This is a genomic window from Kribbella sp. NPDC050459 (genome assembly GCF_040655315.1).
Lineage (GTDB): Bacteria > Actinomycetota > Actinomycetes > Propionibacteriales > Kribbellaceae > Kribbella.
On the sequence record NZ_JBFAJQ010000001.1, the window covers coordinates 213,435 to 234,758 of the forward strand.

Consider the following 21,324-nt stretch of genomic DNA (forward strand, 5'->3'; position numbering starts at 1 on the left):
TCGTCGCTCGAGCTGCTCCGCGTTCCTTTCTGGCACTTGCACGCTGACGCTTCCGCTCGCCGCGGGCCAGGACCGTTTGTCACCGAAGTCGGGCCATTGGGCCCTGCTCGGGCGGCCGTTCGGGCCGGGACGCTCGGAGGGTGAGCACGATGCTGGATCGGCTGCGGCGCTTCCGTCCGGTCGGTACGCCGGGCGGCGCCGGGCCTGTCGGCGTGCCGATGGACAGCCGCACCGGCGTACCGGCCGAGCTTGTCCCCGTCTTCAGGGCACTCGACGCCGCGATCGCCGACAGCGAGGAGATCCGGGCACGGGCGAGCGAACAGGCTGCCCGCCTCATCGCGACCGCCCGGACCGACGCCGCAGGGATGGTCATGGACGCTCGAGCGCGGGCGACCGGCGAGCAGGCGGAGGTGACCGCCGCGATCCAGGCCCGGGCCGACTCGGCGGTCGAGCAGCTGCTGACGACCGCAACAGCCGCCGCGGTGCAGCTGCAGGAGGCCGGATCGCAGCGGATGGACAACCTGGTCGAGGCGGTCCTGGACCGGCTCCGTGCGGATCTGTGGGAGACGACCTGATGGGCGCGGGCTGGGTGGCGGCGACCGTCCGGGCGAAGGCGATGGCCCGCCGCCGGATGGGGGCCGGCGCGGCACGGCGGCTCGCGTCGTCTGCAGGACTGCCCGATGCGCTCCGCCTGCTCGACGGTACGGCGTACGCGCGGGCCGCCGTACCGGGTACGACGCTGCCCGAGGCCGAGCAACTGGTCGCGGCTGCCGAGCTGTGGCAGCTGCGGGTGCTGTCCGGCTGGATGCCCGGATCCGCGAGCGGCCTGGCTCGGGCGCTCGCCGGACGCTACGAACTCGCTAACATCGAGGCGCACGCCGGGGCGCTGGCGGATGGACGGCGGCGGACCTACCTCGAGCTGGGCAGTCTGGCGATGTCCTGGCCCAGGATCGCGGTGACGACCTCGGCGGACGGGTTGCGGCGTGCGCTCGCCGCGTCACCTTGGGGCGATCCCGGTGATTCCATGGCCGAGAACCTGCACGACGTACTGGTGCTGCGCTGGCTGCGCATGGTCGTCGCCGAGGCGCCGCAGACGATCGGATGGGCGTCCGGCGCCGCGGTCCTGCTGGCCGCCAAACAGTTGCTGGTGGCAACAGGAGGGCACGCCGTCGGCAGGGCCGCGACGCCACTGATCGGGGACGGTTGGCTGCGAGCGCGGTCGGTGGCGGCCCTGAGACCGGCGGTACCGGTCGCCGGACGCTGGGTTCTGGAGGGAGTCGGCTCGCCGGCGGAGCTCTGGCGCGCTGAGGCGGGACTTGCCGGCCGGATCGAGGCAGACGGGTTCCGCCTGCTGCGACAGGGAACGCCCGGCCTGGATCCGGTCCTGGGAGCAGTCGCTGTGCTGGCGGTCGACGGCTGGCGGGTGCGGGCCGCGCTCGGGGACGCGTCGTACGGCGCCGGTCCGGGGGAAGTGCTCGATGTCTTGGCGTGACGCCGTCCGGCCCGTGCGCATGCAACGGATCGCGCTGGTCGCACCCGGTGCGCATGAGCGCGAGCTGCTCGCTCGGCTGAGCTCCGCGGGCGTCGTCGAGCTCGATCCGGTGCGGTCCGACATCGAACTGGCGGTCGCGGCCGACCGGCAGCCGGACTGGTCGGATCGCGAACTGGAGGTCCGCCGGCGGACGGCCCAGGCGACTCCGCACGGCCCCGTGGTGGCGCTCCTCGGCTGGACGCCGGCGTCGGCGCTTTCCGAGCTGACGGAGGCCTTGACGCCCGTCGGCGGTACCGCCGTACCGCTGCCGCCGCCACCCGGCGTGCAACCGCCGACCTTGTTGCGCCAGCACGGACGCGGCCGGTCGTTCGAACTGCTGGTGCAGACGTACACCACGGTTCCGTACGCCGATGTCGACCCCGCACTCGTCGCCGGACTCGCCTACGTGGCGATGTTCGGGATGATGTTCGGCGACGTCGGCCACGGGATGCTGCTCCTGCTCGGCGCCGTGATCGTCCGGAGCGGACGTCTGGCTCGATTGGCGAAGCTCCGGCCGGCCTGGCCGTTCCTCGCCGGGGCAGGCGCCGCGAGCGTCGTGTTCGGCGTGCTGTACGGCGAGATGTTCGGGCCGACCGGTCTGGTCCCGGTGGTGTGGCTCTCGCCGGTGGACGACGTCACCACTTTGCTGCTGACCGCGATCGGGGTGGGGGCGGTCCTGCTCGCCGGCGCCTATGCGCTGGGCATCGTCAACCGGTACCGCGAAGGTGGCTGGGCGTTCGCGCTCTACGCCCGGACCGGGATCGCCGGTGCGCTGCTGTTCCTCGCGCTCGGCGCGGTGGCCGGGGGCGCCTACTTCGGCAGCGGCTGGTTGCTGATCGGTGCGGTCCTGCTCGGGATCGCGGGTCTCGTGCTCACCTTCCTCGGTCTGCTGGCCGGCTCGGGCGGCGGCGGCGCCGGTGTGCTGCAGGCGAGCGTCGAGCTGTTCGATGTCGTCGTCCGGCTGGGATCGAACGTCGTGTCGTTCGCGCGGTTGGCCGCCTTCGGCCTCACGCACGCAGCGCTGGGAGCGATCGTCTGGGCAGGCACCGTCGCGCTGTGGAACAGCGGCTCGGTGCCGGGCCGCCTGGGCGCGGGGCTGGTGCTGATCGCCGGGACGGGCATCGCGTTCGCGCTCGAGGCTCTGGTGGCAGGTATTCAGGCGTTGCGGCTCGAGTACTACGAACTGTTCTCCCGGGTGTTCGCCACGGACGGACGTCCGTTCCGGCCCTGGCGACTGCCGGCGGACGACCTGGAGGTGACCTCATGAGGGAGTTCCTGCGGCGGCATCCCCGGGCGGCGGTGCTGCTGACCGTCGCGAACCTGCTGTTGCTGACCGGCGCGGTCGCCCTGCTGATCGTCATCGTGACCGCTGACTGGGGGTTCGCGGCCGGCCGCCCGGATGCGGCCGGGAGCCAGACCGTGCAGGCCAACGGATCCGCACTGCTCGGCGCGGCGATCGCGGTGGCCGGCTCGGCGATCGGGGCCGGGATCGCGGTCGCCTACACCGGCGCCGCGGCGCTGGCGGCGATGAGCGAGCGGCCGGAGTTGTTCGGGCGCGCGATGGTGGTGGTCGGACTTGCCGAGGGGATCGCGATCTACGGCCTGATCGTCGCGGTCATCCTGGTCGGAGAAGCACGATGACCCGGGTGGCCGTCCTGGGCGAGCCGACCCGGACGGCGGGCTACGGGCTCGCGGGCGTCACGTTGCTTCCAGCAACCACAGAGGCAGAGGTACGTCGGCAGTGGCGCGAGTTGCCCGCCGACGTCGGGGTCGTGCTGCTGACCGGCGCGGCGGCCGGGGTGCTCGGCGAGGAATGCCTGCGGACCGCTGCGGTGCTGACGGTGGTGCTGCCGCCGTGAGCCGGCCGCTGTCCGCCGCCGCCGATGCGGCCCTCGAACCGGTCCGGGTGGCGTTGCTGGCCGCGGCTCGTGCCGAAGCGGCTGACGTCGCGCGCCAGGCCGAGACTCAGAGCAACCGGCTGCGCGAGGAGGCACGCTGTGCCGCCGACCGGATGATCGCCGATGCTCGCGCGGCGGGCGAAGCGACCGCGACCGCGGCCCTCGCGGTCCGGTTGGCGCGAAGCCGGCGGGAAGCCCGCCGATCGGCCCTGTCCGCGCAGCGCGGTCTGTACGAGGAACTCCGCCGCCGTTGCCGGCAAGCCGCCGCGTCGATCGCCGGGACCGCCGAATACGAACTGCTTCGGCGGCGATTGGTCGATCGGGCGCGGGAGCAACTGGGCATGGAGGCGGACGTGGTGGACAGTCCGGACGGAGGCATCCTGGCGTCGGTCGGGAGCAGGCGTGTGGACTTGAGCCTGCCTGCGCTGGCGGATCGAGCGCTGGCGCGGTCGGGGCCGGAGGTGGCCGCACTGTGGACGGCTTGACTCGACCGGCAGCCAGGGCCGGCCGGATTTACCGGGTCAACGGTCCGCTCGTGACGGCGACCGGCATCCCGGACGTAGCGATGTACGAGGTCGTGGAGCTCGGTGAGCAGCGGGTTCCGGCCGAGGTGGTCGCGATCGACGATGAGACGCTCACCCTCCAGGCGTTCGAGTACACGGGCGGGCTGACGGCGGACGACGTGGTCCGCCGGACCGGCAGGCCGCTGTCGGCACGGCTGGGGCCGGGTCTGCTCGGCCGGGTCTTCGACGGCCTGCTGCGACCGTTGTCGTCGGCACCGACCTGGTTGTCGCCACAGGCGCTGGCGCCGAGCGAGCAGGCTCCTGCCCGCTGGTACTTCGAGCCCAGGGCCGCTCAGGGCGACGAGCTCCGGCCGGGCGTTCTGCTCGGTGTGGTGGCCGACGCCGGGGCGATCGAGCATCGGGTACTGGTGCCGCCTGGAGTGCGCGGCGAGCTGCGGTTCCTGGCCGACGCCGGAAAGCTGCCCGAGGGAGCGGTGGTTGCGAAGGTCGGAGAGGTCGAGCTCGGCCTGTTCGAGCAGTGGCCGGTCCGGCGGCCGCGGCCGTTCGCGGCGCGGGAGGAGACGTTCGCGCCGCTGCACACCGGACAACGGGTGCTGGACCTGCTCTTCCCGATCGGCGCCGGCTCGAGTACCGCCGTACCGGGTGGCTTCGGGACCGGGAAGACCGTGTTGCTGCAGCAGTTGGCGAAGTGGTGTGACGCCGACGTCATCGTGTACGTCGGCTGCGGCGAACGAGGCAACGAGATGGCCGACGTGCTCGGCGAGCTGGCCGAGCTGACCGACCCCCGGACCGGCGGCCGGATGATCGATCGCACGGTGATCCTGGCCAACACCTCGAACATGCCGATGATGGCGCGGGAGGCAAGCGTCTTCACCGCGCTCACCGTGGCGGAGTACTTCCGGGACATGGGACATCACGTGGTCGTGGTGGCCGACTCGACGTCGCGGTGGGCCGAGGCGCTGCGCGAGTTCGCTTCCCGCACTGGTGCGTTGCCTGCGGAGGAGGGCTATCCAGCCGATCTTTCCTCGTCGCTCGCGGCGTTCTACGAGCGCGCGGGACGGGTACGGACCCAAGGCGGGCGGATCGCGGCGGTCACTGTGGTCGGTGCGGTCTCGCCGCCCGGCGGGGACCTGACGGAGCCGGTCACCACCGCGACGGAACGGTTCGTCCGCGGGGTGTGGTGCCTGGATCGCGATCTGGCCTACGCGCGGCACTATCCGGCGGTCAGTTGGTCGGCGTCGTACTCGCACGACGCGGAGGCGGTGGGCGCGTGGCAGGCCGGCCACGACAATCCGGGCTGGGCGGCGCGCCGCGCACGGGCGATCACGGTGCTGGCCGAGGCCGCGCGGCTGAGCGAACTCGCCGAGATCGTCGGGACCAGGACACTGCCGGGCCGCGAGCGGATGACGATTCTCGGGGGCAGGCTGCTCCGGGACGCCGTCCTCGCGCAGAGCGCGCTGAGCCCGGTCGACGCGACCTGCTCCGCCGAGCGGGGCGCGAGCTTGCTGCAGTTCGCACTCGATGTGATCGACCGCTGTGTGAGCCTGATCGATCGGGGTGTGGCCGCGGCCGAGGTCGAGCAGTTCGACTTCGGTGCGCTGGTGCGGGCGCGGGAGGAAGCCCCCTCCGCGGCGGAGCTGGACGATTGCCGCAGCACGCTCATGACGGCGCTGGAGGCCTTGGCATGAAGGATCTCGAGTACGGCGACGTCCGCTCGCTGGAAGGATCGCTCCTGGTGGTGCGTGGCGTCCGCGGGGTGGGCTGGGACGAGTCGGCGGTGATCGGGGTCGACGACGGCAGCGAACGTCATGGTGTGGTGCTGGAGGTGGCCGGTGACCTCGCCGTACTGCAGGTGCTGGAAGGTACCGCGGGCATGCGGCCCGGCGGGGTCCGGGTGCGATTCACCGGCAGCCCGTTCCGGATTCCGCTCGGCCGGAGCTGGCTCGGCCGGACGTGCGACGGCCGGGGCCAGCCCCTCGACGGCGGCCCGCCGATCCTCGGAGCGACGGTGGCGGCGGTGAACGGCTGGCCGCTCAATCCGGTCGAGCGCGAGCCGCCGCGAGAACCGGTGCTCACCGGAGTGTCGGGGATCGACGCACTGACCACAGTCGTCCGCGGCCAGAAGCTGCCGATCTTCTCGGTGCCCGGCCTGCCGCACCTGCAGCTGGCTGCTCAGATCGCGGCCCAGTCATCGGCCGCCGGCGACCCCTTCGTGGTCGTCTTCGCGGCGATGGGACTGCCACACGCCGAGATCGACTTCGTCCGGACGGCGCTCGAGGAGCGGGCCGCCGCGGGTGAGCTGGTGATGGTGCTGAACGGTGCCGACGACCCGGTGATCGAGCGTCTGCTCACACCACGGATCGCCCTGACGATCGCCGAGCACCTGGCGTTCGTCGAGGGCAGCCACGTGCTGGTGGTGATGGCCGACATGACCAGCTACTGCGAGGCGGTCCGGGAGGTCGCCGCGGCACGCCAGGAGATCCCGGCCCGGCGGGCGTATCCGGGCTACCTCTACAGTGACCTGGCCTCGCTGTACGAGCGGTGCGGCCGGGTCCGCGGGCGCCCGGGATCCGTGACGATCATGCCGGTGCTCACCATGCCGGCGGGGGACATCACCCATCCCGTGCCGGATCTGACCGGCTACATCACCGAGGGACAGATCGTGCTGGCAGCGGATCTGTACGCCCGCGGCCTGTACCCCCCGCTCGATGTCCTGGGATCGCTGTCGCGGCTGATGCGCCATGGCGCCGGCCCGGGACGGACCCGGGACGATCATCTCGAGATCGCCGCACAAGCTATCGCGGCGCTGGCCCGGGCCCGGCAGGCGGCCGAGCTGGCCGACCTGATCGGTACGGGCGCGCTGAACGACACCGATCATGGCTATCTGGCCTACGCCACCGCGCTCGAGGACTCCTTGCTGCGACAGCGGCCGGATGAGGCTCGTACCTTCGAGGAGACCCTCGACCGGTTGTGGCAAGCAGTGTCCGTGCTGCCCCGGCGCGAGCTGACCATGGTTTCGAAGGCGTCACTGGCCGAGCACCTGGCGGGCACCCGATGAGCCGCGGCGTGACCGGGCGATCGGGACGGCTGGTGCTCACCGGCCGGCTGGCGACCGCGCAGCGGGCGGTGGAGTTGCTGGATCGCAAGCAGCGTGCCCTGGCGATCGAACACGAGCGGCTCGAGCTCGTCGCGGGACGTGCCGCCGAGACTTTCGAGCGGGAGGCACGAACGGCTGCCCTCTGGTTGCGGCGCAGTCTCGCGCTCGACGGCCACCAAAGGTTGCTCGTCTCGGCGCCGACGGCGGCCGTCGAAGTCGTCGTGACCTACGACGTGACGATGGGCGTGCGGCATCCGACCGGCGCGGAGATCACGTTCGGCCCCGAATTGCAGACGGCCGGCTCGTCCGCGCTGGTTCAGGCGATGCGTGCACACCGTACGGCGCTCGTCGCGACGGTCGAGCTCGCCGCTGCCCGGCGCTCGGTCGTCCTGATCTCGGAAGAGCTGGCACTCACCCGTCAGCAGCAGCGGGCGCTCGAGATGCGCTGGATCCCCGAACTGCAACGGCAGCTGACCGTGCTGGCGCAGCGCCTGGACGAAGCCGAGCGGGAGGAGAACCTGCGACTGCGGTGGGCGGCCGGGCGGAGAGGACGGGAGAGATGATCAGGCAGATCCTTGCGGTGGTGGACGACTCTGCCGCGGCCTTGTGCGCGGCGCAGTTGGCGATCGACCTGGCGTCGGTGGTCGGCGCCGGGCTGACGCTGGTCACGGTGGTCGAGGACCACGTGCTCGATGCGCGACTCGGAGCGGCGTCGATACCGGAGGCCGCTGAACGGCGGGCTCAGGGCGCGGTTGCGATGCTGACGCGGATGACCGCTCGTGCATCGCTGCGGGGTCTCCGGACGCACCAGGAGATCCTGTCCGGCCGCGGCGCGGAGCAGGTGCTGGCGACCGCCGTACGGTCCGCCGCCGACCTGATCGTCGTCGGCCGCGATCCCGGTGGAAATTCCTCGGTGAACCTGGCCCATCTGCTGGAGTTCACCGGCATTCCGGTGCTCGTCGTACCCGCCGGCGACCGAGGCGCGGGACCAGCTGTCCCGTACGCAGGAACGTGATGCAATCGGTCATCGTTCGAAGTGCGGGGTAGTCGTCCTCGTCGTTCCGGCGACCCGAGCCGGTGCTGAGCAGCTCCACGAAGCTGAGGAAGTCAGCGAGTCCAGGCGACCGGCACGTGGTCGATCAGCAGGGCTGTGATGGGTTTGTTGTTCGTCATGGTGCTCACCCCTTCGAGGTTCCAGCCAGCCCGGCGACGTCATGCGGAACAGGGCACAAATGCCTGGCCGCGAGTACCGAACGCCCCTGCCGATCGCCCGGAACTCAGGGCCCGGTGACGAAGCGGCAGCCGGTGACGAGTTCGAGGTCGATGCCGATCAGGACGTCCAACGGGAGGTCGGCCCACGGCTGGACCAGTGGGGTGTAGTGGGCGATTCGATCGGGATCGTCGATGGTCCGCGCCGTGCCGGTGACGACAACGCTCCAACCCAGCCTGCGGATGGTGTCGAGATCGTCGGCCTCGTACGCGACCACTTCTCCTGCCGCCCTGCTGAGGCTCGCTGACAGTCGGGTGCGTATGACGACCCGCCCATCGATGACAGCGTGGTTCACCGGGCGAATTGCCGGCAATGCGTTGCGTGTGAACACCACGCGACCGACGCGGACGCTCGCCAGCAGGGCGACTGCTTCCTGGCGATCGACCTCGACCAGGTGCCTCGCCTCGTCGACGGATGCCTGGAGACCGCGAAGATCGCCGTATCGAGCGGACATGGTCTGGGTCCTTTCGTACGGTTGACCTGATCACGATGCTGCCGTGTGGGCGCGCATTCCAGGGCCGAAAGTCCCGATCTCCTCGAACCAGGCGGGGTCGCTCCGACGACCACTCATCGGGCCGACGGCCGAAGCCGTGGTCGCCTGTGGCGTCAGTCGGTGGCGAGGCCTGCGGTTCCGCTCGTGGCGGCGCCGGCAGTGTCCTGCTGGGCGGTCAGGTCACCGTCGTGCGATACGGCGTACGACGCGATGTTCCCGTTGCCGAGGCGAATCTGCAGCGTCGTGCCGTCCGGGTTGAGGGCGGCGTCGGTGCCACCGCCGGAGGTGCGCGCGGCGACGGCCTGTAGCAAGGAGACCTGCCCGTCGGTGCTGATGCGGTACGACGAGACGGTCGAGCTCGCGGCATTGACCGTGAACGCGTAGCGGCCGTCCCGCGTGGTGACGAGCCAGCAGGCAGCCGCCTGGGTGTCGCTCACGGACGGGCTGATCGTGCTCAGCCGGCCGAAGCGGACGGCGTACGACGACACCGCACTCGGGCCTGCCTCGGACACGATCGCGTGGCCGCGGCGGTCGAAGTCGAAGCCGTACGGCGTCGAGCCGGCGGAGCGAGTCGGGACCGCGCGGCCCGCGTACCGGCCGTACACCGCGAAGGTGTCGATCGTCTGATCGCCCTTGTGCGTGACGAGGAGCTGGCGCCCGTCCGGGGTGAAGGAGACCTGCGCGGCGGCCGCGTCCGTGTCGCCGACCTTGCTGAGCTGTCTGGTCGAACCGTGGAGGGGGCTCAGCTGACCGTCCGGACCGAGGCGAAGGCCGCTGATGGCTCCGTCGCCCTGGTTGAGGACGTACACGGTGCTTCCGTGGACCGTGACACTCACGGGCCGGTCACCGCCGGTGGGCTCGACGTCTCGCTGGACCAGACCTCGCGGAGTGATCGCCAGCGTCGAGATCGTGTCGTCGCCGGCGTTGACCACGAACAACAGGTCCCCTTGACGGACCAGCGCGTTCTGCGACGCCAGCGACGCTCCGAGTCCCAGTCCGCCGGTGGCGACGACGCTTCCTGTACGCAGCCGGCCGTCGCGGAGCCGGTCGAAGATCTGAACCGCGTTGCCGGCCGCGGTGTTGGTCGCTTCGTAGACATGGCCAACGACTTGCGCGTCATTGGTTGCTGTCGGCCCCTGAGCGTTGGCGACGCCGGTGCCGCCGGCGGCAACCGCCGTGACTGCGAGCAGCAGTGGCGGCAGGGAACGGACGAATGGATTGCGCATGATGATCGATTCCTCCGACAGGAAAGGGATGAACGCGTTCGACGGTAGATCCGAAATCGCCGGCCGCGACCGGATCCGCCGATCGGTAAGCCGGCCGTTAGCGCCCGGCACGGACGGCGGTGGCGGGCTTACGGGTCACTCACCCTTTCGAGTGCAGGGGCGCGGTTTCGCCGGTGGCGTGCGAAGGTGGGGAGATGGTGATTCGGTGGTGGGACGGGGACCGTGAGGTGTTGCGAGGACTGTTCCTGGAGGCGGACGACTCCGCGGCGGAGGTCGATCGGTACCTGGGATCCGGGGACATTCTCGTTGCTGAGGACAACGGACTGGTGGTCGGGCATCTCCAGGTCGTGGACGGTGACGGCGCTGTCGAGTTGAAGAGCATGGCGGTGCTGGCGGAGCGACGGGGGACTGGTGTGGGCCGGGCGTTGGTGGAGGCTGCCGTGGAGCACTGCCGGCGCGGTGGGGCTTCCCGGATGGTGGTTTCCACCGCGACTGCGGATGTGGGGAATCTCCGGTTCTATCAGCGCCAGGGATTCCGGATGCTTCGGGTCGAGCGGGACGCTTTCACTTCCGCGTCCGGCTATCCGGACGGCATCGTCATCGACGGCATCCCGTTGCGAGATCGGATCTGGCTGGATCGGGAGCTCGTGGCGGACGAGTCATGACCGGCAGGCTCTTCTGCGACGTCGGGCTCGCGGAGCGGATCGAGCGGGCCGAAGCCGGGCTGATCGAGGCCAGCGCCCGGGCCACACATCGCCGGTTGGGCGACGGACGCGGATTCGTGATCCCGGTGAGCGGCGGGCTGGCGAGCTTCGCGGATGACGACTCGCCGTACAACAAGGTCGTCGGGCTCGGCTTCGGCGGCGTACCTGCCGAGGGGGAGCTGGACGAGATCGAGCGTGCCTACGCCCGGGTCGGGGCACCGGTGCAGGTCGAGCTCGCGCATCTCGGCGACCGGGAGATCGGCATCCTTCTGAGCCGGCGCGGGTATCAACTGGAATCGTTCGAGAACGTACTGGGGCTCGTGATCGAGCAGCGGTACGACGTGACGCCGCCGGAGGGGATCACGATCCGGGTGAGCGGTGACGACGAGCTCGACCAGTGGCTGGACGTCATGGCCGATGCTGTCGCCGCACCGGACACGCAAGGGGTTCCGTGGCGCGAGGAGTTTCCGCGCGAGACCTACATCGACGCGGAACGCGACGCGGCCGCCGCGGACATCACTCGGTACGTCGCCGTGCGGCACGGTGAGATCGCGGGCGGGGCCGGGCTGCGCACGGTCGCGGGCATCGCTCAGTTCGCAGGCGCCGCCACACTTCCGGCGCACCGACGACACGGTATCCAGTCAGCGTTCCTGACCACCCGCCTCGCCGGCGCGGCGGCCGCGGGCTGCGACGTCGGAGTGATCACCACGCAACCGGCATCCAAGTCCCAGCAAAACGCCCAACGGAGCGGCTTCGACCTTCTCTACACCCGGGCGGTCCTCGTCAAGCACCCCTGAGCGTCGGCGACTTGGCCGGTGCGAGCCCGATGGCACGGGGGGACCTTCGGGCTCGCACGCAAAGGTCACATCGGTCCCGGCGGGCAGACGTTACGCCGGTGACGAGATCGTGACCCGGGAGATCAGTTCGTGTCGATGTCGCGGTGCCGCAAGGAGGTGCTGCCGGCGAGGGCTGCGGCCGGCAGGATGGTGTCAGGACAGGACGAAGTACCGCAGCCAGAGGTACGGCGCTGCGACAGCGATGGTGATTGCGGTCATCACAACGCCCTTGCGGGTGAACTCCCAGAAGCTGATCGGGTGGCCGGCGCGCAGCGCGATGCCGATCACCACGACATTCGCGCTGGCGCCGATCGCGGTCGCGTTGCCGCCGAAGTCGGCGCCGGCCGCGAGGGCCCACCACAGGGCGTGGCCGTGCGCCGGGTCGGTGACGGTCTTGGTCAGTTCCAGGACGACCGGGCTCATTGTGGCGACGTACGGGATGTTGTCGACGACGCCGGACAGTACGGCGGACACGACCAGGATCAGCATCGTCGCCAGCAGGGGTCTGCCGTTGGTCACCTCGCCGACGGCCTGGGCGAGATCGGCGATCACCCCGGTCCTGACCAAGGCCCCGACCATGATGAACAGACCAGCGAAGAAGAGGAGCGTCTGCCACTCGACACTGGACATGTAGTGGCGCGTGGGGACCTTCGAGATCAGTACGAGCAACCCCGCACCGAGCAATGCGACGACAGCCGGCTCGATGTGAAGCACCGTGTGCCCGATGAATCCGGTGAACACCAGGAGCAGGACCGCGCCGCACTTGATCAGGAGGCGGGTGTCCTGGATGGCTTCGCGCTCGTTGAGGCGCAGTACATCGGCCACACGGTCCTCGTCCACCGCGAACGCGCCTTTGAACAGTCGCGGCAACACCAGAACGAAGACAATGAGTTCGAGCACGACCAACGGCGTGAGGTGGATCAGGAAGTCGTTGAAGGTCAGCCCGGACCGGCTGGCGATGATGATGTTCGGCGGATCACCGATCAGGGTCGCGGTGCCGCCGATGTTGGACGCCATCACCTCGGCGATCAGGAACGGGACCGGGCTGATCCCGAGCCGGTCGCAGACCAGCAGCGTGACCGGCGCGATGAGCAGGACGGTGGTGACGTTGTCGAGGAACGCCGAGGCGAGCGCCGTCATCAGCGTGAGCAGGATCATCACCCGCAGGGGTGATCCCTTGGCGCGTTTGGCCGCCCAGATCGCGACGTACTCGAAGACGCCGGTGCGGCGCAGGATGCCGACGATGATCATCATGCCGAGCAGGAGGAAGATGACATCCCAGTCGATGCCGGTCTCGTGGGAGTAGAAGGCATGCTCGGAATCGGTGACGCCCACTGCGAGCAGGACCGCTGCACCACCGAGCGCGGCAAGGAGCTTGTGCGTCCACTCGGTCGCGATCAGAAGGTAGGCGACGAGGAAGACGACGACGGTGAGAGCCGTCACGCCGCCACCGCCAAGCGGTCAGCCGGCCCTAGTGCGGTATCACCAGCTGCAGCAGCCTCGGGGCGGTGATCGCTCCGACGATGTCCTTGTCCTTGACGACGGCAACCAACGGACACCGCAGGCGGGCCATGATCGCAGCCACTTCCAGGACGGTGTCGTCGTGGTTCACCACGGGCAACTCCGCAGGCTCGTCCGGCAGCATCTGCCGGACGGTCACCTGCGCCAGCTTGTCGGCGACCCGATCCGCCAGCGACTCGTCGATCACCCGGGCGAGCGACGGGTCGTCCTGCACGTAGCTCGGCACCAGACAGCGGACCACTTGTGACGCAGGCAGGACCGAGTACGGGCGTTGTTCGTTGTCCACCACGATGATGCCGGGCAGCCGCTGTGCGGCGAGCAGTTCGGCTGCCTCGCGAGCGTTCGTGTCCAGCCTGACCACTGGATACGGCTCGGCTATCTGTTCTGCGTGCACATTCGCACGATACGCCGACGGCGACTGACGCACAGGATCTGTCCCCGGAGCCCGGGCTCGTGGCCGTCCACGTCACAGTGCCTCCTGGGATCGCCGGTCTGCCCGCACCCCAGGTCGAGGACGGGTACTGCCGACCAGACTTCCCGGCACACCGTGGCCAGCTTCCCCCATCGACCGCGCCGAACGCAAACGATCGCCGTCCTTCGGCGCGGCCGGTCCACTGCCTCCGCTCCGGAGGACAGGATGTGGAACTCAGGTGCCGGAGCCGAGCACCGACTGGGCCTTGCGTACGGCGGCGCTCGTCGCGCCCTCGATGTCCTCGGGCAGGCCGTTGACGATCGTGAGCGCGAGGACGACGTCGCCGACGCCGGTGGTGATCATCGTGACTTCGAGGCCTTCGAGAGGTCCGGACGTCGCGCTGAAACGAACGGCGACGGGGTCGGTTCCGGACTTCGGGGCCGAGACCTCGCGCACGCTGATCGGGGAGCGGCCTTCGCCGGGGATCGTCAGCGTCATGGTTCGGCAGGAAACGATGGCCTGCTTGAAGGACTTCTGCAGCGCGCCGACCGCGGCAGCCGACCCCATCGCGTCGAGGCTCTCGTCGATGAACGGTCCCTCCGCACCGCCGGAGTACGACTGCGTGGCGGACGCCTTGGAACCCGGCGGTACATCGGCGTTGGAGAACGCGACGAGCTTGGCGCACTTGGCGTCCTTCGAGGACAGCGTCACGTCGTCGTCACCCGAGTCATCAGCCTTCTCGATCGAGAACCCCGCGGGCAGGTCGGCCAGCGCCAGCAAGCCCTTGGTCAGCTGCGCCGGAGTACGCGCGGGTGTGGTCGCCGGTGGAGTGCTGGGTGCCGCAGTGGTGGCCGGCGGTGGTGTGGACGACGCGGTCGCCGACGGCGTCGGCGTACTGGACGGAGCGGGGGAGCCGGTGCTGGATCCGTCGGAGCACCCGGTCGCCGTCAGGAGCAAGGCGGCACTCAGGCAGGCAGAAGTAAGGAAACGGCTGGGCATGGAGTTGGCCTCCTGGTCGGGGACATGACTTGTACGTCGCCGACCAGACTTCCCGGCACACCAGCGAACAGCCGCGGATCACCGGGCTGCGCGTTACTGCCTACATCGGCGTGCCCGGCCCACCGTTACACCCGTGATCCGACTGTGACGGATGGGGCGGAGACGGTGGCCGGCACCGCGCAAGTACAGCTAGCGGTCGAGTTGGAGGGTCTTCCAGGAATGAAGGGTGAGGGCGACGGCGGCGGCGACGACTGGGGCGATCAGGCTGAGTTGGAGTGGTGTGACGGCGATGTCGCTGTGGATGGCCCACAACGCCGGTGTGGCGAAGGGATACCAGCCGCCGGCTCCGGCGATCACGGAGACCTGGGACGTCACCAGGATGACGACGGTGGTCGCGATTCCGGCCAGAACCGATCTGCCGACGGTCGCCGCCCAGGCGGCGGGGGTGGCGATGACGATGCTGAACAGCGACAGGGCGAGCTGCCGGCCCATCCATGGTGCCGCCTCGGCGGGGATCGGGCCGAGTCCTGCGGCCAGGCCGAGGAGGATCAGGGCCAGCAAGAGGACCGCTCCGGTGACGGTGCCCCAGGCCAGGTAGACGACGAGCTTCGCCGCCGCGATCGTCCGTCTGGAGATCGGGATCGCGAAGAGGCCTGTGATGGTGCCGTCGGCGAACTCCCGGCTGAACAGCCAGCTCAGGACGACGCCGTACCCGACGAAGCCGGCAGCTCCGGTCACCTGTACAGCGACGGCGAGGTAGCCTGCCCATCCGCCGGGGTCGATGAGTGGTCCGAGCTTCGCGGCCAGCTGGGGGTCGTCGGTGCGGACGGCGAACAGCATCGACGAGCAGATGAGCGAGATCCCGAGCACGATGAGGGCCGAGGTGACTCGTACGACGGTCGCGTGCGTCAGCTTGGTGAACTCGGTGACGAGGCCGGCGATCATGGTGCTGTGTCGTCGCTGTGGACGAGGTCGAAGAAGGAGCGCTCGATGTCGATGCCATGCGGATCCAGCGTTCCGATGATCCGCCCGGCGTTCAGAACCGAGATCCGGTCGGCCACGCGGGCGACCTCGTCGAGGTGATGGCTGCTGACCAGGACGCCCGCTCCGGTGCGCGAGCGGCGCAGCAGTGCCTCGCGGAGCAGTATCACGCCGGCCGGATCGAGGGTGTTGGTCGGCTCGTCGAGCACGATGAAGGTGGGGTCGTGCTGCAGCGCGGATGCAAGGCCGAGGCGTTGCTTGTTGCCGAGCGACAGTTTGTCGGCGCGGCGGTCGGCGTACTGGCCGAGATGTAGCTCTTCGATGGCGGCGTCGACGATGGCCGGCACGGCGGCGGTGACGCCGTGGAGTCTGGCGCCGAGCACGAGGTTCTGCCGGCAGGTGAGCTCGCGATAGGCCAACGGGTAGTCGACGAGGTGTCCGACCGCCGTCCAGTCGGCCTGTCCGAGGTTTCGGCCGGCGATCGTCACGGCGCCGCGATCCGGTTTGAGCATCCCGAGCAGGAGCCGCATCAGTGTGGACTTTCCGGCGCCGTTCAGACCGACCAAGGCGTGGATCTCGCCCGGCGCGACGTTGATGTCCACTCCCCGTATGCCGGTCCCGTCGTCGAACGTGCGCATCAGGTCGTGCGCGGCGACCGCGTCAGCCATGGCGGTCCTCCAAGACGTTCAGGGCGTTCTCGAGAGCCTGTCCGAGGTCGTCGTTGTCGGTCATGCTCCACTCGAGCAGGGCTGTGTTGAGGGCGCCCATGACGGCGCCGGCTGCGATCAATGCCTCCGTCGGAGCAGTGGTCCCGTCGGCCAGCGCGCTGGCGATCACTGCTTCGGTCGCGGCCGTCGCTGCCGCGAGGCTCGCACGCAAGGCCGGGGTCCGCGCGACGATCCGGAGCCGTACCCGCACCTCTTCGACCGACGGAGGCGGCACCTGCCGCCACGCTGCGCGGACTCCGCGGGCCGCACGGCTGATCGGATCGAGACTCGTCGGCTCCTCACGGACGGCGGCGCCGATCAGCGGATCGTACGGATCGTCGACGAGCAGACTCGCCTTGCTGGGGAAGTGCCGGAAGAACGTCATCTCCGTCACCCCTGCACGCGTGGCGATCTCACCGACGCTCGCTCCCTCGTATCCGCGCTCGGTGAACAGCTCCAATGCCGCAGTCAGTAGCCGTTCGCGTGTCCGTTCCATGCGTGATGCCACAGGACGAATGTTAGTCACTAACATTCGGTGGTCACAAGGTGCGGCGGTCGCAGTGGGGTCACCTGCGCTGCCTGCGTCTGCGGAGGGTGCGGTTGAGATGCGCCCAGGCGACGAGTACGGCGGTAGGCGCGAGCGCGATGGGGGCGACTTCGAACAGATGCCAGTGCCAGGATTGCGGGTCGCGGACTCGGGTGGGTTTGCGCGGGTCGACCTGCAGAGTGACGAGGTCGCCGGTGTGTGGGTGCTGGTGGATGTTCTCGACGAGGACTCGGACGCCTGGGAAGCGTGACTGCAGTTCCGCGTTGAAGGTGGGGCCGCGCTGGTCGTAGTTGGTGCGGGTGACGAGCGCGGTCACCACTTCACCGCGGTGGTTGAGGACCAGTTCGTCGTACACGAAAGAAGTCGAGATGCCTGCCATGACAGCCACCCACAGCAGGCTCAGGACCAGGCGCAGCGTTGACCACTCGCCGATCGGCGAGGACAGGACGACGCGCTCGAGCCACGGACCGCCGTCTCGGTGTCTACCCGTGACCACGACGACCACCCGCGGACCGCAGCCGTGAGTACGCGAGCCAGGCGCCGGCGATCGCGACACTGGCGGTTCCGCCGATCGCGACGAGACCCGAGACGCCGGATGGAATCCCGGTGTCGGCGGCGAAGTCCTCGGCGTCCACCAGAGCCATGACCTGCGACGGGTCGTCGGGTTTGTAGAGGATCCGCAGTGGCGGGGCGTACCGCGTTCCGGCCGCCGGTGGATGCCGGCCCTCGGAATTGCCCTCGGGGTCGCCCAGGCTGTTCGACAACGTCGCCATGTGTCGTTGCGCCGCCACGACGAACGTCACCTCGACGGTGTCGATGGAGCTTCCACCCTTGCCGTACCGGACGTCGACGTCGACCCCGTCGGCCGTGGTCGCGATACCGGCGTCCAGGAACTCCTGCGCGACGGTTTGCTGATGGTGGATGTCGAGGACGGCGACGACACCGAACAGCGTCGCCAGGAGCGCGTAGATGCCGAGCACCGAGGCCCAGCGGGGAACGTTCAGCATGGTGTGCTTCCTTCGGCCGACGACAAGTACGTCGCCGACCAGGCTTCCCGGCACACCGTGCTCGATGGTGCCGAGCTCAACAGCACTATCCGCGCAAGGGGCTCGCGCGTTACAAGCGTCAGGACGAGAGCAGCAGCGGCATCGTGAGGGCGTAGGCGCCGAGGAGGACGGTGGCCTCGACGCGGGTGAGGGCGAGACCGCGGCGGAGGAGCATCCAGGCCAGTACGGCGATGAGGATCATCGTGACGCTGAGGGCGACGGCTGCGCGTTCGGCCGCGGCTGAACCGGAGGCGATACCGACGACGGCGCCGCCGACCAGGCTGTTGAACAGGTTGCTGCCGAACAGGTTCCCAACGACGAGTTCGGACTCGCCGCGGCGCTGGGCCTGGACCGTGGTGACGAGCTCGGGGAGCGACGTCCCGAGCGCGACCAGGGTGAAGCCGATGATGACCTGCGGTACGCCGAGATCGGTCGCGATCGCCGACGCGTTGGAGACGAGCAGCTGAGCACCGGCGAGAACTCCGGCCAGACCGAGGACCGCGCGCACCGGCTCGAACCAGGCCGGTAGCGTCGACGCCTGCACCGGAACGTCAACCGTCGCGGGTGCCTTGGTGAACTCCGCTGCCTCCTCCGCGACCTCCTCGTTGCTGCGTCCCTCGCGGGCCCAGCGGACGAGGACGAACACCGCACACACCCCCGCGGCGCCGAGCACCGCGCCGGTCACCGGGCGCAGGCCCACCCACGCCAGGAACGAGAACAGAACGACAGCGCCCACGGCGAGCGGCACTTCGCGGCGAATCACGTGCGAGGTCACCGCCACCCGACCGGCCAGCGCTGCGATGCCGAGCACGAGAGTCAGATTCAGGATGTTGGACCCGGCGATGTTGCCGATCGCCAGCCCGGTGTCCCCGCGCGCCGCCGCGACACCCGAGACGAGGAACTCAGGCGCCGACGTACCAAGGCCGATGACGACCACACCGACGACGACCGGGCTGATCCGCAACCGTTGCGCGAGCCGCGACGAACCGAGCACCAGATGATCGGCCGCGAAGGTCAGAACGACCAGCCCTGCAACGGCAAGCAGAATCCGCACCACCATAAGAGCGCCCTCCGATCGGCAAACAACACCTCTGCCGCCGACCAGGCTTCCCGGCACACCAAGCAGCAAGATACCGCAGCGATCGTCGAAACCGCTCGCGCAGCGCGCGTTGTAGGTCTGTACGGTGTCAACGTCCGTGGAGACCGGTAAGGGGTGAATGGGAATGCACGTCGACAACAGGGACGGCTCGTGAGGCTGACCGGGCGCGTCGCTCTCGGCGTCGCGGGGCTGTCGTTCGAGTCTCGCGATCGATGTGCCGACATTGCCGCCCTCCGCGCCGGTATCGCCGCCGGAGCCTCGGTCCTCGACACCGCCCGTGCGTACACCCGCGTCGACACCCCGTCGTACGGCGAGGAGCTGGCCGCCGAGGCCGCGCGCGGTACGGGTGTACTGGTCGGAACCAAAGGTGGCCACACCCGGACGAGCCCGACCACGTGGGACGCCGACATCAGCGCCGGCCGGATCCGGTCCGATGTCGACGCGAGCCTGCGCGTGTTCGGAGGTGAGCAGCTCGACCTGTTCTACCTGCACAGGGTCGACCTGGCCGGGCAACCGGTGGAGGAAGGCGTCTCGGCACTCGCTTCACTTCGGGAGGCGGGCAAGGTCGCGCGGATCGGTTTGTCCAACGTGAGTGTGGCCGAGCTCGAGAGGGCAGCGGCCGTTACTCGCATCGATGCGGTGCAGAACAAGCACAGCGCGCTGGGCCGCGAGTCCGCCGACGTGCTCGCCTGGTGCGAGTCGCATCAGGTGCCGTTCTTCGCCTATTCACCACTGCGGAACTCTGCCGCCGCGCCACACCTCACCGCCCTGTCCGAAGCCCGCGGGGTCTCGCTCCAACGCCTCCTGCTGCGCGCCCTGCTCGCATCGTCGCCGGTACTGTCGGTCGTCTCTGGTGCCACTCGACCTCCCACGATCCTCGACTCCGTCGCCGCCGAGTCCGAACCCTGGGACGACGAACTCGAAGCCGCCTACAAGGCGGACGTCGCGCGGACAGCCTCCGGAAGTCAGCGGCCCTGACAGGTCGGGCGCGGCCGCTTTCAGGGCCTCCGGCCCGGAGAGGTGTGGCCGCCGACGGGACGGCGCGGGTGCTGGGGGCGGACCCGTTCACCGCCGACCTGAAGGGCCGGATCGGGTTCTTGGTGAAGGATCTGGAGACGATGGGGTCGTTGACCTCACGCGACGTCCTCGACATCTGCGCCGCGGTTCGCGACTGCGGTGCGGCGTACGCGCATGAGCTGGCCGCGCGCCTGGAGCTGGATCTGGATCGCCCGATGGCGCGACTGTCGCGTGGTCAGCTGCGACGGCTCGGCATCGTGCAGGCTCTGATGCACGAGCCTGACCTGATCGTCCTGGACGACCCGATGACCGAGCTGGACGACGAGGCGCGTCAGGTGCTGCCCGCCCTCCTGCGCGAGGCAGCTGCTCGCGGCGCGGCCGTCCTGGTCACCGCGCAGACGGAGCTGTACACCGAGACCTTCGCAGACAGGATTGTGCCGCTCCAACGGCACGACGAGGACAGCCCGAGCCTGGCGCCGGTCCCGATCACAGTGAGCGCCGCGCGCGTCGCCGAGTCGCAGAACACCGAGCAGCCGACCGCGATCAAGTCGCCGCGTCCACTCGGGCGACCTCGCGAAGCAACTCGTCGGGCCGGCGACGGCACAAGGCGCAGTGCACGCGCCGGCTGAGCCGGTCGTGAGTTGCCCGTCGGGGATCAGGGGAACAGCTGCAGGACCGTGAGTGTGACGAAGACAGCGACCACGATGATGGCGATCACGCGGATCGTGATCTGCAACGGCCGGCTCCACCACGGGAGCTTCTCGGTGTCCGGCCCCGACCGGCGCGTGCTCATCCGACCCTCCTTCGGTCAGCGGCGAAGGGAGCCCGCCGCGGCTGTGCGGGCACGGTTCGCGGAGAGGGGCTCCGCTGCTTCGGGCCTCGCGCGACTCCCTCCGCCTACCTTCAGTCCACGCCGGCACGCGGTCGCACGGCAGAGCCGAAGGTCATCAGTCCGCGGAGCCGTCCGACGGCTTCTCGTCAGCGGGCTTCTCGGCGTCGTCCCGGGGCGTCTCGCGCCGTTCCCTGTAGAGCTCGATACCGAGGTGCCTCAGGATCGCCTGCTCGGCCGCGACCGAGCTGGTCCGCCGGCGAGCGACTGTGCGCCGGGCGTCGGCCTGCGTGCGGTGCTTCTCGTAGTCGCTCATGGCCTGCTCCCTTCTCCTACTTCCAGCACACGCCGGGCCGCGGGCGCCTGCGAGGGAAGAAGTTCCCGTGCTCCAGGTCCGGACGGCCCTGTCCGGTAGCTCGTGGATTTTCAGCGGTGGCTCCCGCGCACGAACGCGTGCACCTGCGCGGCTGACTGGCCTAGTCCGATCAGGACCTTGGTCTCTGGGGACTGCGCGTGATCAGTCCGACCCTCGATTGCATCGTCGCCGTTCGGTGGCGATGCAGGGGGAGGACTCATGAGATTCGAAC

Annotated in this window: 27 protein-coding genes; 14 read left to right on the plus strand and 13 right to left on the minus strand. The window is 69.7% G+C overall.

The window, feature by feature from the left end; genetic code table 11:
* The first annotated feature begins 140 nt into the window (after window positions 1–140).
* From AB0I12_RS00990 to AB0I12_RS01035, 10 genes are read left to right on the plus strand one after another with little or no spacing between them, the layout of a single operon-like run.
* Window positions 141–575: a hypothetical protein gene (locus AB0I12_RS00990; RefSeq protein WP_359922694.1), complete on the plus strand. Its 435-nt coding sequence runs from the start codon at window positions 141–143 to the stop codon at window positions 573–575.
* Window positions 560–1,492, plus strand: coding sequence for a hypothetical protein (locus AB0I12_RS00995; RefSeq protein WP_359922696.1), 933 nt, complete (start codon window positions 560–562; stop codon window positions 1,490–1,492). Before AB0I12_RS00990 ends, AB0I12_RS00995 begins: the two co-directional genes overlap by 16 nt.
* Window positions 1,479–2,798, plus strand: a complete 1,320-nt coding sequence (locus tag AB0I12_RS01000) for a V-type ATPase 116kDa subunit family protein (protein WP_359922699.1) — start codon at window positions 1,479–1,481, stop codon at window positions 2,796–2,798. Before AB0I12_RS00995 ends, AB0I12_RS01000 begins: the two co-directional genes overlap by 14 nt.
* Complete coding sequence (locus AB0I12_RS01005) at window positions 2,795–3,172, plus strand: ATP synthase subunit C (RefSeq protein ID WP_359922702.1); 378 nt, start codon at window positions 2,795–2,797, stop codon at window positions 3,170–3,172. Before AB0I12_RS01000 ends, AB0I12_RS01005 begins: the two co-directional genes overlap by 4 nt.
* A complete protein-coding gene (locus AB0I12_RS01010; RefSeq protein ID WP_359922703.1) occupies window positions 3,169–3,390 on the plus strand; it encodes a V-type ATP synthase subunit F in 222 nt (73 codons plus the stop codon). The genes AB0I12_RS01005 and AB0I12_RS01010 overlap by 4 nt, the downstream gene beginning before the upstream one ends.
* Window positions 3,387–3,914: a V-type ATP synthase subunit E family protein gene (locus AB0I12_RS01015; RefSeq protein ID WP_359922706.1), complete on the plus strand. Its 528-nt coding sequence runs from the start codon at window positions 3,387–3,389 to the stop codon at window positions 3,912–3,914. Before AB0I12_RS01010 ends, AB0I12_RS01015 begins: the two co-directional genes overlap by 4 nt.
* Complete coding sequence (locus AB0I12_RS01020; protein WP_359922709.1) at window positions 3,911–5,641, plus strand: V-type ATP synthase subunit A; 1,731 nt, start codon at window positions 3,911–3,913, stop codon at window positions 5,639–5,641. Before AB0I12_RS01015 ends, AB0I12_RS01020 begins: the two co-directional genes overlap by 4 nt.
* Window positions 5,638–7,011 carry a V-type ATP synthase subunit B gene (locus AB0I12_RS01025; RefSeq protein ID WP_359922712.1) on the plus strand — a complete coding sequence of 458 codons (1,374 nt, stop codon included), beginning with the start codon at window positions 5,638–5,640 and terminating at the stop codon, window positions 7,009–7,011. The genes AB0I12_RS01020 and AB0I12_RS01025 overlap by 4 nt, the downstream gene beginning before the upstream one ends.
* An 8-nt stretch (window positions 7,012–7,019) precedes the next feature.
* Complete coding sequence (locus AB0I12_RS01030) at window positions 7,020–7,613, plus strand: V-type ATP synthase subunit D (protein ID WP_359922714.1); 594 nt, start codon at window positions 7,020–7,022, stop codon at window positions 7,611–7,613.
* Window positions 7,610–8,065 (plus strand): universal stress protein, encoded by a 456-nt coding sequence (locus AB0I12_RS01035; protein ID WP_359922716.1) that lies wholly within the window; start codon window positions 7,610–7,612, stop codon window positions 8,063–8,065. The genes AB0I12_RS01030 and AB0I12_RS01035 overlap by 4 nt, the downstream gene beginning before the upstream one ends.
* Window positions 8,066–8,327: 262 nt before the next feature.
* On the opposite strand, the gene AB0I12_RS01040 is transcribed toward AB0I12_RS01035, so the two are convergent.
* Window positions 8,328–8,774 (minus strand): pyridoxamine 5'-phosphate oxidase family protein, encoded by a 447-nt coding sequence (locus AB0I12_RS01040; protein WP_359922719.1) that lies wholly within the window; start codon window positions 8,772–8,774, stop codon window positions 8,328–8,330.
* Between the two features lie 152 nt (window positions 8,775–8,926).
* Window positions 8,927–10,039, minus strand: a complete 1,113-nt coding sequence (locus AB0I12_RS01045) for a beta-propeller fold lactonase family protein (protein ID WP_359922720.1) — start codon at window positions 10,037–10,039, stop codon at window positions 8,927–8,929.
* Between the two features lie 194 nt (window positions 10,040–10,233).
* On the opposite strand from AB0I12_RS01045, the gene AB0I12_RS01050 reads away from it, so the two are divergent.
* Window positions 10,234–10,704, plus strand: a complete 471-nt coding sequence (locus AB0I12_RS01050; protein WP_359922723.1) for a GNAT family N-acetyltransferase — start codon at window positions 10,234–10,236, stop codon at window positions 10,702–10,704.
* A complete protein-coding gene (locus tag AB0I12_RS01055) occupies window positions 10,701–11,540 on the plus strand; it encodes a GNAT family N-acetyltransferase (protein ID WP_359922725.1) in 840 nt (279 codons plus the stop codon). The genes AB0I12_RS01050 and AB0I12_RS01055 overlap by 4 nt, the downstream gene beginning before the upstream one ends.
* 192 nt (window positions 11,541–11,732) lie before the next feature.
* On the opposite strand, the gene AB0I12_RS01060 is transcribed toward AB0I12_RS01055, so the two are convergent.
* From AB0I12_RS01060 to AB0I12_RS01100, 9 genes are all read right to left on the minus strand, one after another.
* Window positions 11,733–13,022: an ArsB/NhaD family transporter gene (locus tag AB0I12_RS01060; protein ID WP_359922727.1), complete on the minus strand. Its 1,290-nt coding sequence runs from the start codon at window positions 13,020–13,022 to the stop codon at window positions 11,733–11,735.
* Between the two features lie 28 nt (window positions 13,023–13,050).
* Window positions 13,051–13,494, minus strand: a complete 444-nt coding sequence (locus AB0I12_RS01065; RefSeq protein WP_359922729.1) for a CBS domain-containing protein — start codon at window positions 13,492–13,494, stop codon at window positions 13,051–13,053.
* Window positions 13,495–13,746: 252 nt separating this feature from the next.
* Entirely contained in the window at window positions 13,747–14,511 is a 765-nt protein-coding gene (locus AB0I12_RS01070) for a hypothetical protein (protein WP_359922731.1), read from the minus strand.
* A 189-nt stretch (window positions 14,512–14,700) separates the two neighbouring features.
* Window positions 14,701–15,456, minus strand: coding sequence for an ABC transporter permease (locus AB0I12_RS01075; protein ID WP_359922734.1), 756 nt, complete (start codon window positions 15,454–15,456; stop codon window positions 14,701–14,703).
* On the minus strand, window positions 15,453–16,160 hold the full coding sequence (locus AB0I12_RS01080) for an ATP-binding cassette domain-containing protein (RefSeq protein ID WP_359922736.1): 708 nt from the start codon (window positions 16,158–16,160) through the stop codon (window positions 15,453–15,455). Before AB0I12_RS01080 ends, AB0I12_RS01075 begins: the two co-directional genes overlap by 4 nt.
* Window positions 16,153–16,695 (minus strand): helix-turn-helix domain-containing protein, encoded by a 543-nt coding sequence (locus AB0I12_RS01085; protein WP_359922739.1) that lies wholly within the window; start codon window positions 16,693–16,695, stop codon window positions 16,153–16,155. Before AB0I12_RS01085 ends, AB0I12_RS01080 begins: the two co-directional genes overlap by 8 nt.
* 70 nt (window positions 16,696–16,765) lie before the next feature.
* Window positions 16,766–17,242, minus strand: coding sequence for a hypothetical protein (locus AB0I12_RS01090; RefSeq protein ID WP_359922742.1), 477 nt, complete (start codon window positions 17,240–17,242; stop codon window positions 16,766–16,768).
* Window positions 17,229–17,753 carry a hypothetical protein gene (locus AB0I12_RS01095; RefSeq protein WP_359922744.1) on the minus strand — a complete coding sequence of 175 codons (525 nt, stop codon included), beginning with the start codon at window positions 17,751–17,753 and terminating at the stop codon, window positions 17,229–17,231. The genes AB0I12_RS01090 and AB0I12_RS01095 overlap by 14 nt, the downstream gene beginning before the upstream one ends.
* A gap of 118 nt (window positions 17,754–17,871) precedes the next feature.
* Window positions 17,872–18,852, minus strand: coding sequence for a calcium/sodium antiporter (locus tag AB0I12_RS01100; RefSeq protein ID WP_359922747.1), 981 nt, complete (start codon window positions 18,850–18,852; stop codon window positions 17,872–17,874).
* Between the two features lie 189 nt (window positions 18,853–19,041).
* Between AB0I12_RS01100 and AB0I12_RS01105 the strand changes: the two genes are divergently transcribed.
* Window positions 19,042–19,869 (plus strand): aldo/keto reductase, encoded by an 828-nt coding sequence (locus AB0I12_RS01105; RefSeq protein ID WP_359922748.1) that lies wholly within the window; start codon window positions 19,042–19,044, stop codon window positions 19,867–19,869.
* A gap of 44 nt (window positions 19,870–19,913) precedes the next feature.
* Window positions 19,914–20,537 carry an ATP-binding cassette domain-containing protein gene (locus AB0I12_RS01110; RefSeq protein WP_359922751.1) on the plus strand — a complete coding sequence of 208 codons (624 nt, stop codon included), beginning with the start codon at window positions 19,914–19,916 and terminating at the stop codon, window positions 20,535–20,537.
* 26 nt (window positions 20,538–20,563) lie between these two features.
* On the opposite strand, the gene AB0I12_RS01115 is transcribed toward AB0I12_RS01110, so the two are convergent.
* A complete protein-coding gene (locus tag AB0I12_RS01115; RefSeq protein WP_359922753.1) occupies window positions 20,564–20,701 on the minus strand; it encodes a hypothetical protein in 138 nt (45 codons plus the stop codon).
* Between the two features lie 154 nt (window positions 20,702–20,855).
* Complete coding sequence (locus tag AB0I12_RS01120; RefSeq protein WP_359922755.1) at window positions 20,856–21,053, minus strand: hypothetical protein; 198 nt, start codon at window positions 21,051–21,053, stop codon at window positions 20,856–20,858.
* Between the last annotated feature and the right edge of the window lie 271 nt (window positions 21,054–21,324).

What these genes read in the sequence shown, in the direction of transcription:
- AB0I12_RS01005 (WP_359922702.1), top strand. Translation starts at nt 2,795, where the DNA reads ATGAGGGAGTTCCTGCGGCGGCATCCCCGGGCGGCGGTGCTGCTGACC.
- AB0I12_RS01070 (WP_359922731.1), bottom strand. Translation starts at nt 14,511, where the DNA reads ATGCCCAGCCGTTTCCTTACTTCTGCCTGCCTGAGTGCCGCCTTGCTC.
- AB0I12_RS01045 (WP_359922720.1), bottom strand. Translation starts at nt 10,039, where the DNA reads ATGCGCAATCCATTCGTCCGTTCCCTGCCGCCACTGCTGCTCGCAGTC.
- AB0I12_RS01050 (WP_359922723.1), top strand. Translation starts at nt 10,234, where the DNA reads ATGGTGATTCGGTGGTGGGACGGGGACCGTGAGGTGTTGCGAGGACTG.
- AB0I12_RS01035 (WP_359922716.1), top strand. Translation starts at nt 7,610, where the DNA reads ATGATCAGGCAGATCCTTGCGGTGGTGGACGACTCTGCCGCGGCCTTG.
- AB0I12_RS01115 (WP_359922753.1), bottom strand. Translation starts at nt 20,701, where the DNA reads ATGAGCACGCGCCGGTCGGGGCCGGACACCGAGAAGCTCCCGTGGTGG.
- AB0I12_RS01000 (WP_359922699.1), top strand. Translation starts at nt 1,479, where the DNA reads ATGTCTTGGCGTGACGCCGTCCGGCCCGTGCGCATGCAACGGATCGCG.
- AB0I12_RS01040 (WP_359922719.1), bottom strand. Translation starts at nt 8,774, where the DNA reads ATGTCCGCTCGATACGGCGATCTTCGCGGTCTCCAGGCATCCGTCGAC.
- AB0I12_RS01055 (WP_359922725.1), top strand. Translation starts at nt 10,701, where the DNA reads ATGACCGGCAGGCTCTTCTGCGACGTCGGGCTCGCGGAGCGGATCGAG.
- AB0I12_RS01075 (WP_359922734.1), bottom strand. Translation starts at nt 15,456, where the DNA reads ATGATCGCCGGCCTCGTCACCGAGTTCACCAAGCTGACGCACGCGACC.
- AB0I12_RS01025 (WP_359922712.1), top strand. Translation starts at nt 5,638, where the DNA reads ATGAAGGATCTCGAGTACGGCGACGTCCGCTCGCTGGAAGGATCGCTC.
- AB0I12_RS01100 (WP_359922747.1), bottom strand. Translation starts at nt 18,852, where the DNA reads ATGGTGGTGCGGATTCTGCTTGCCGTTGCAGGGCTGGTCGTTCTGACC.
- AB0I12_RS01095 (WP_359922744.1), bottom strand. Translation starts at nt 17,753, where the DNA reads ATGCTGAACGTTCCCCGCTGGGCCTCGGTGCTCGGCATCTACGCGCTC.
- AB0I12_RS01085 (WP_359922739.1), bottom strand. Translation starts at nt 16,695, where the DNA reads ATGGAACGGACACGCGAACGGCTACTGACTGCGGCATTGGAGCTGTTC.
- AB0I12_RS01120 (WP_359922755.1), bottom strand. Translation starts at nt 21,053, where the DNA reads ATGAGCGACTACGAGAAGCACCGCACGCAGGCCGACGCCCGGCGCACA.
- AB0I12_RS01010 (WP_359922703.1), top strand. Translation starts at nt 3,169, where the DNA reads ATGACCCGGGTGGCCGTCCTGGGCGAGCCGACCCGGACGGCGGGCTAC.
- AB0I12_RS01080 (WP_359922736.1), bottom strand. Translation starts at nt 16,160, where the DNA reads ATGGCTGACGCGGTCGCCGCGCACGACCTGATGCGCACGTTCGACGAC.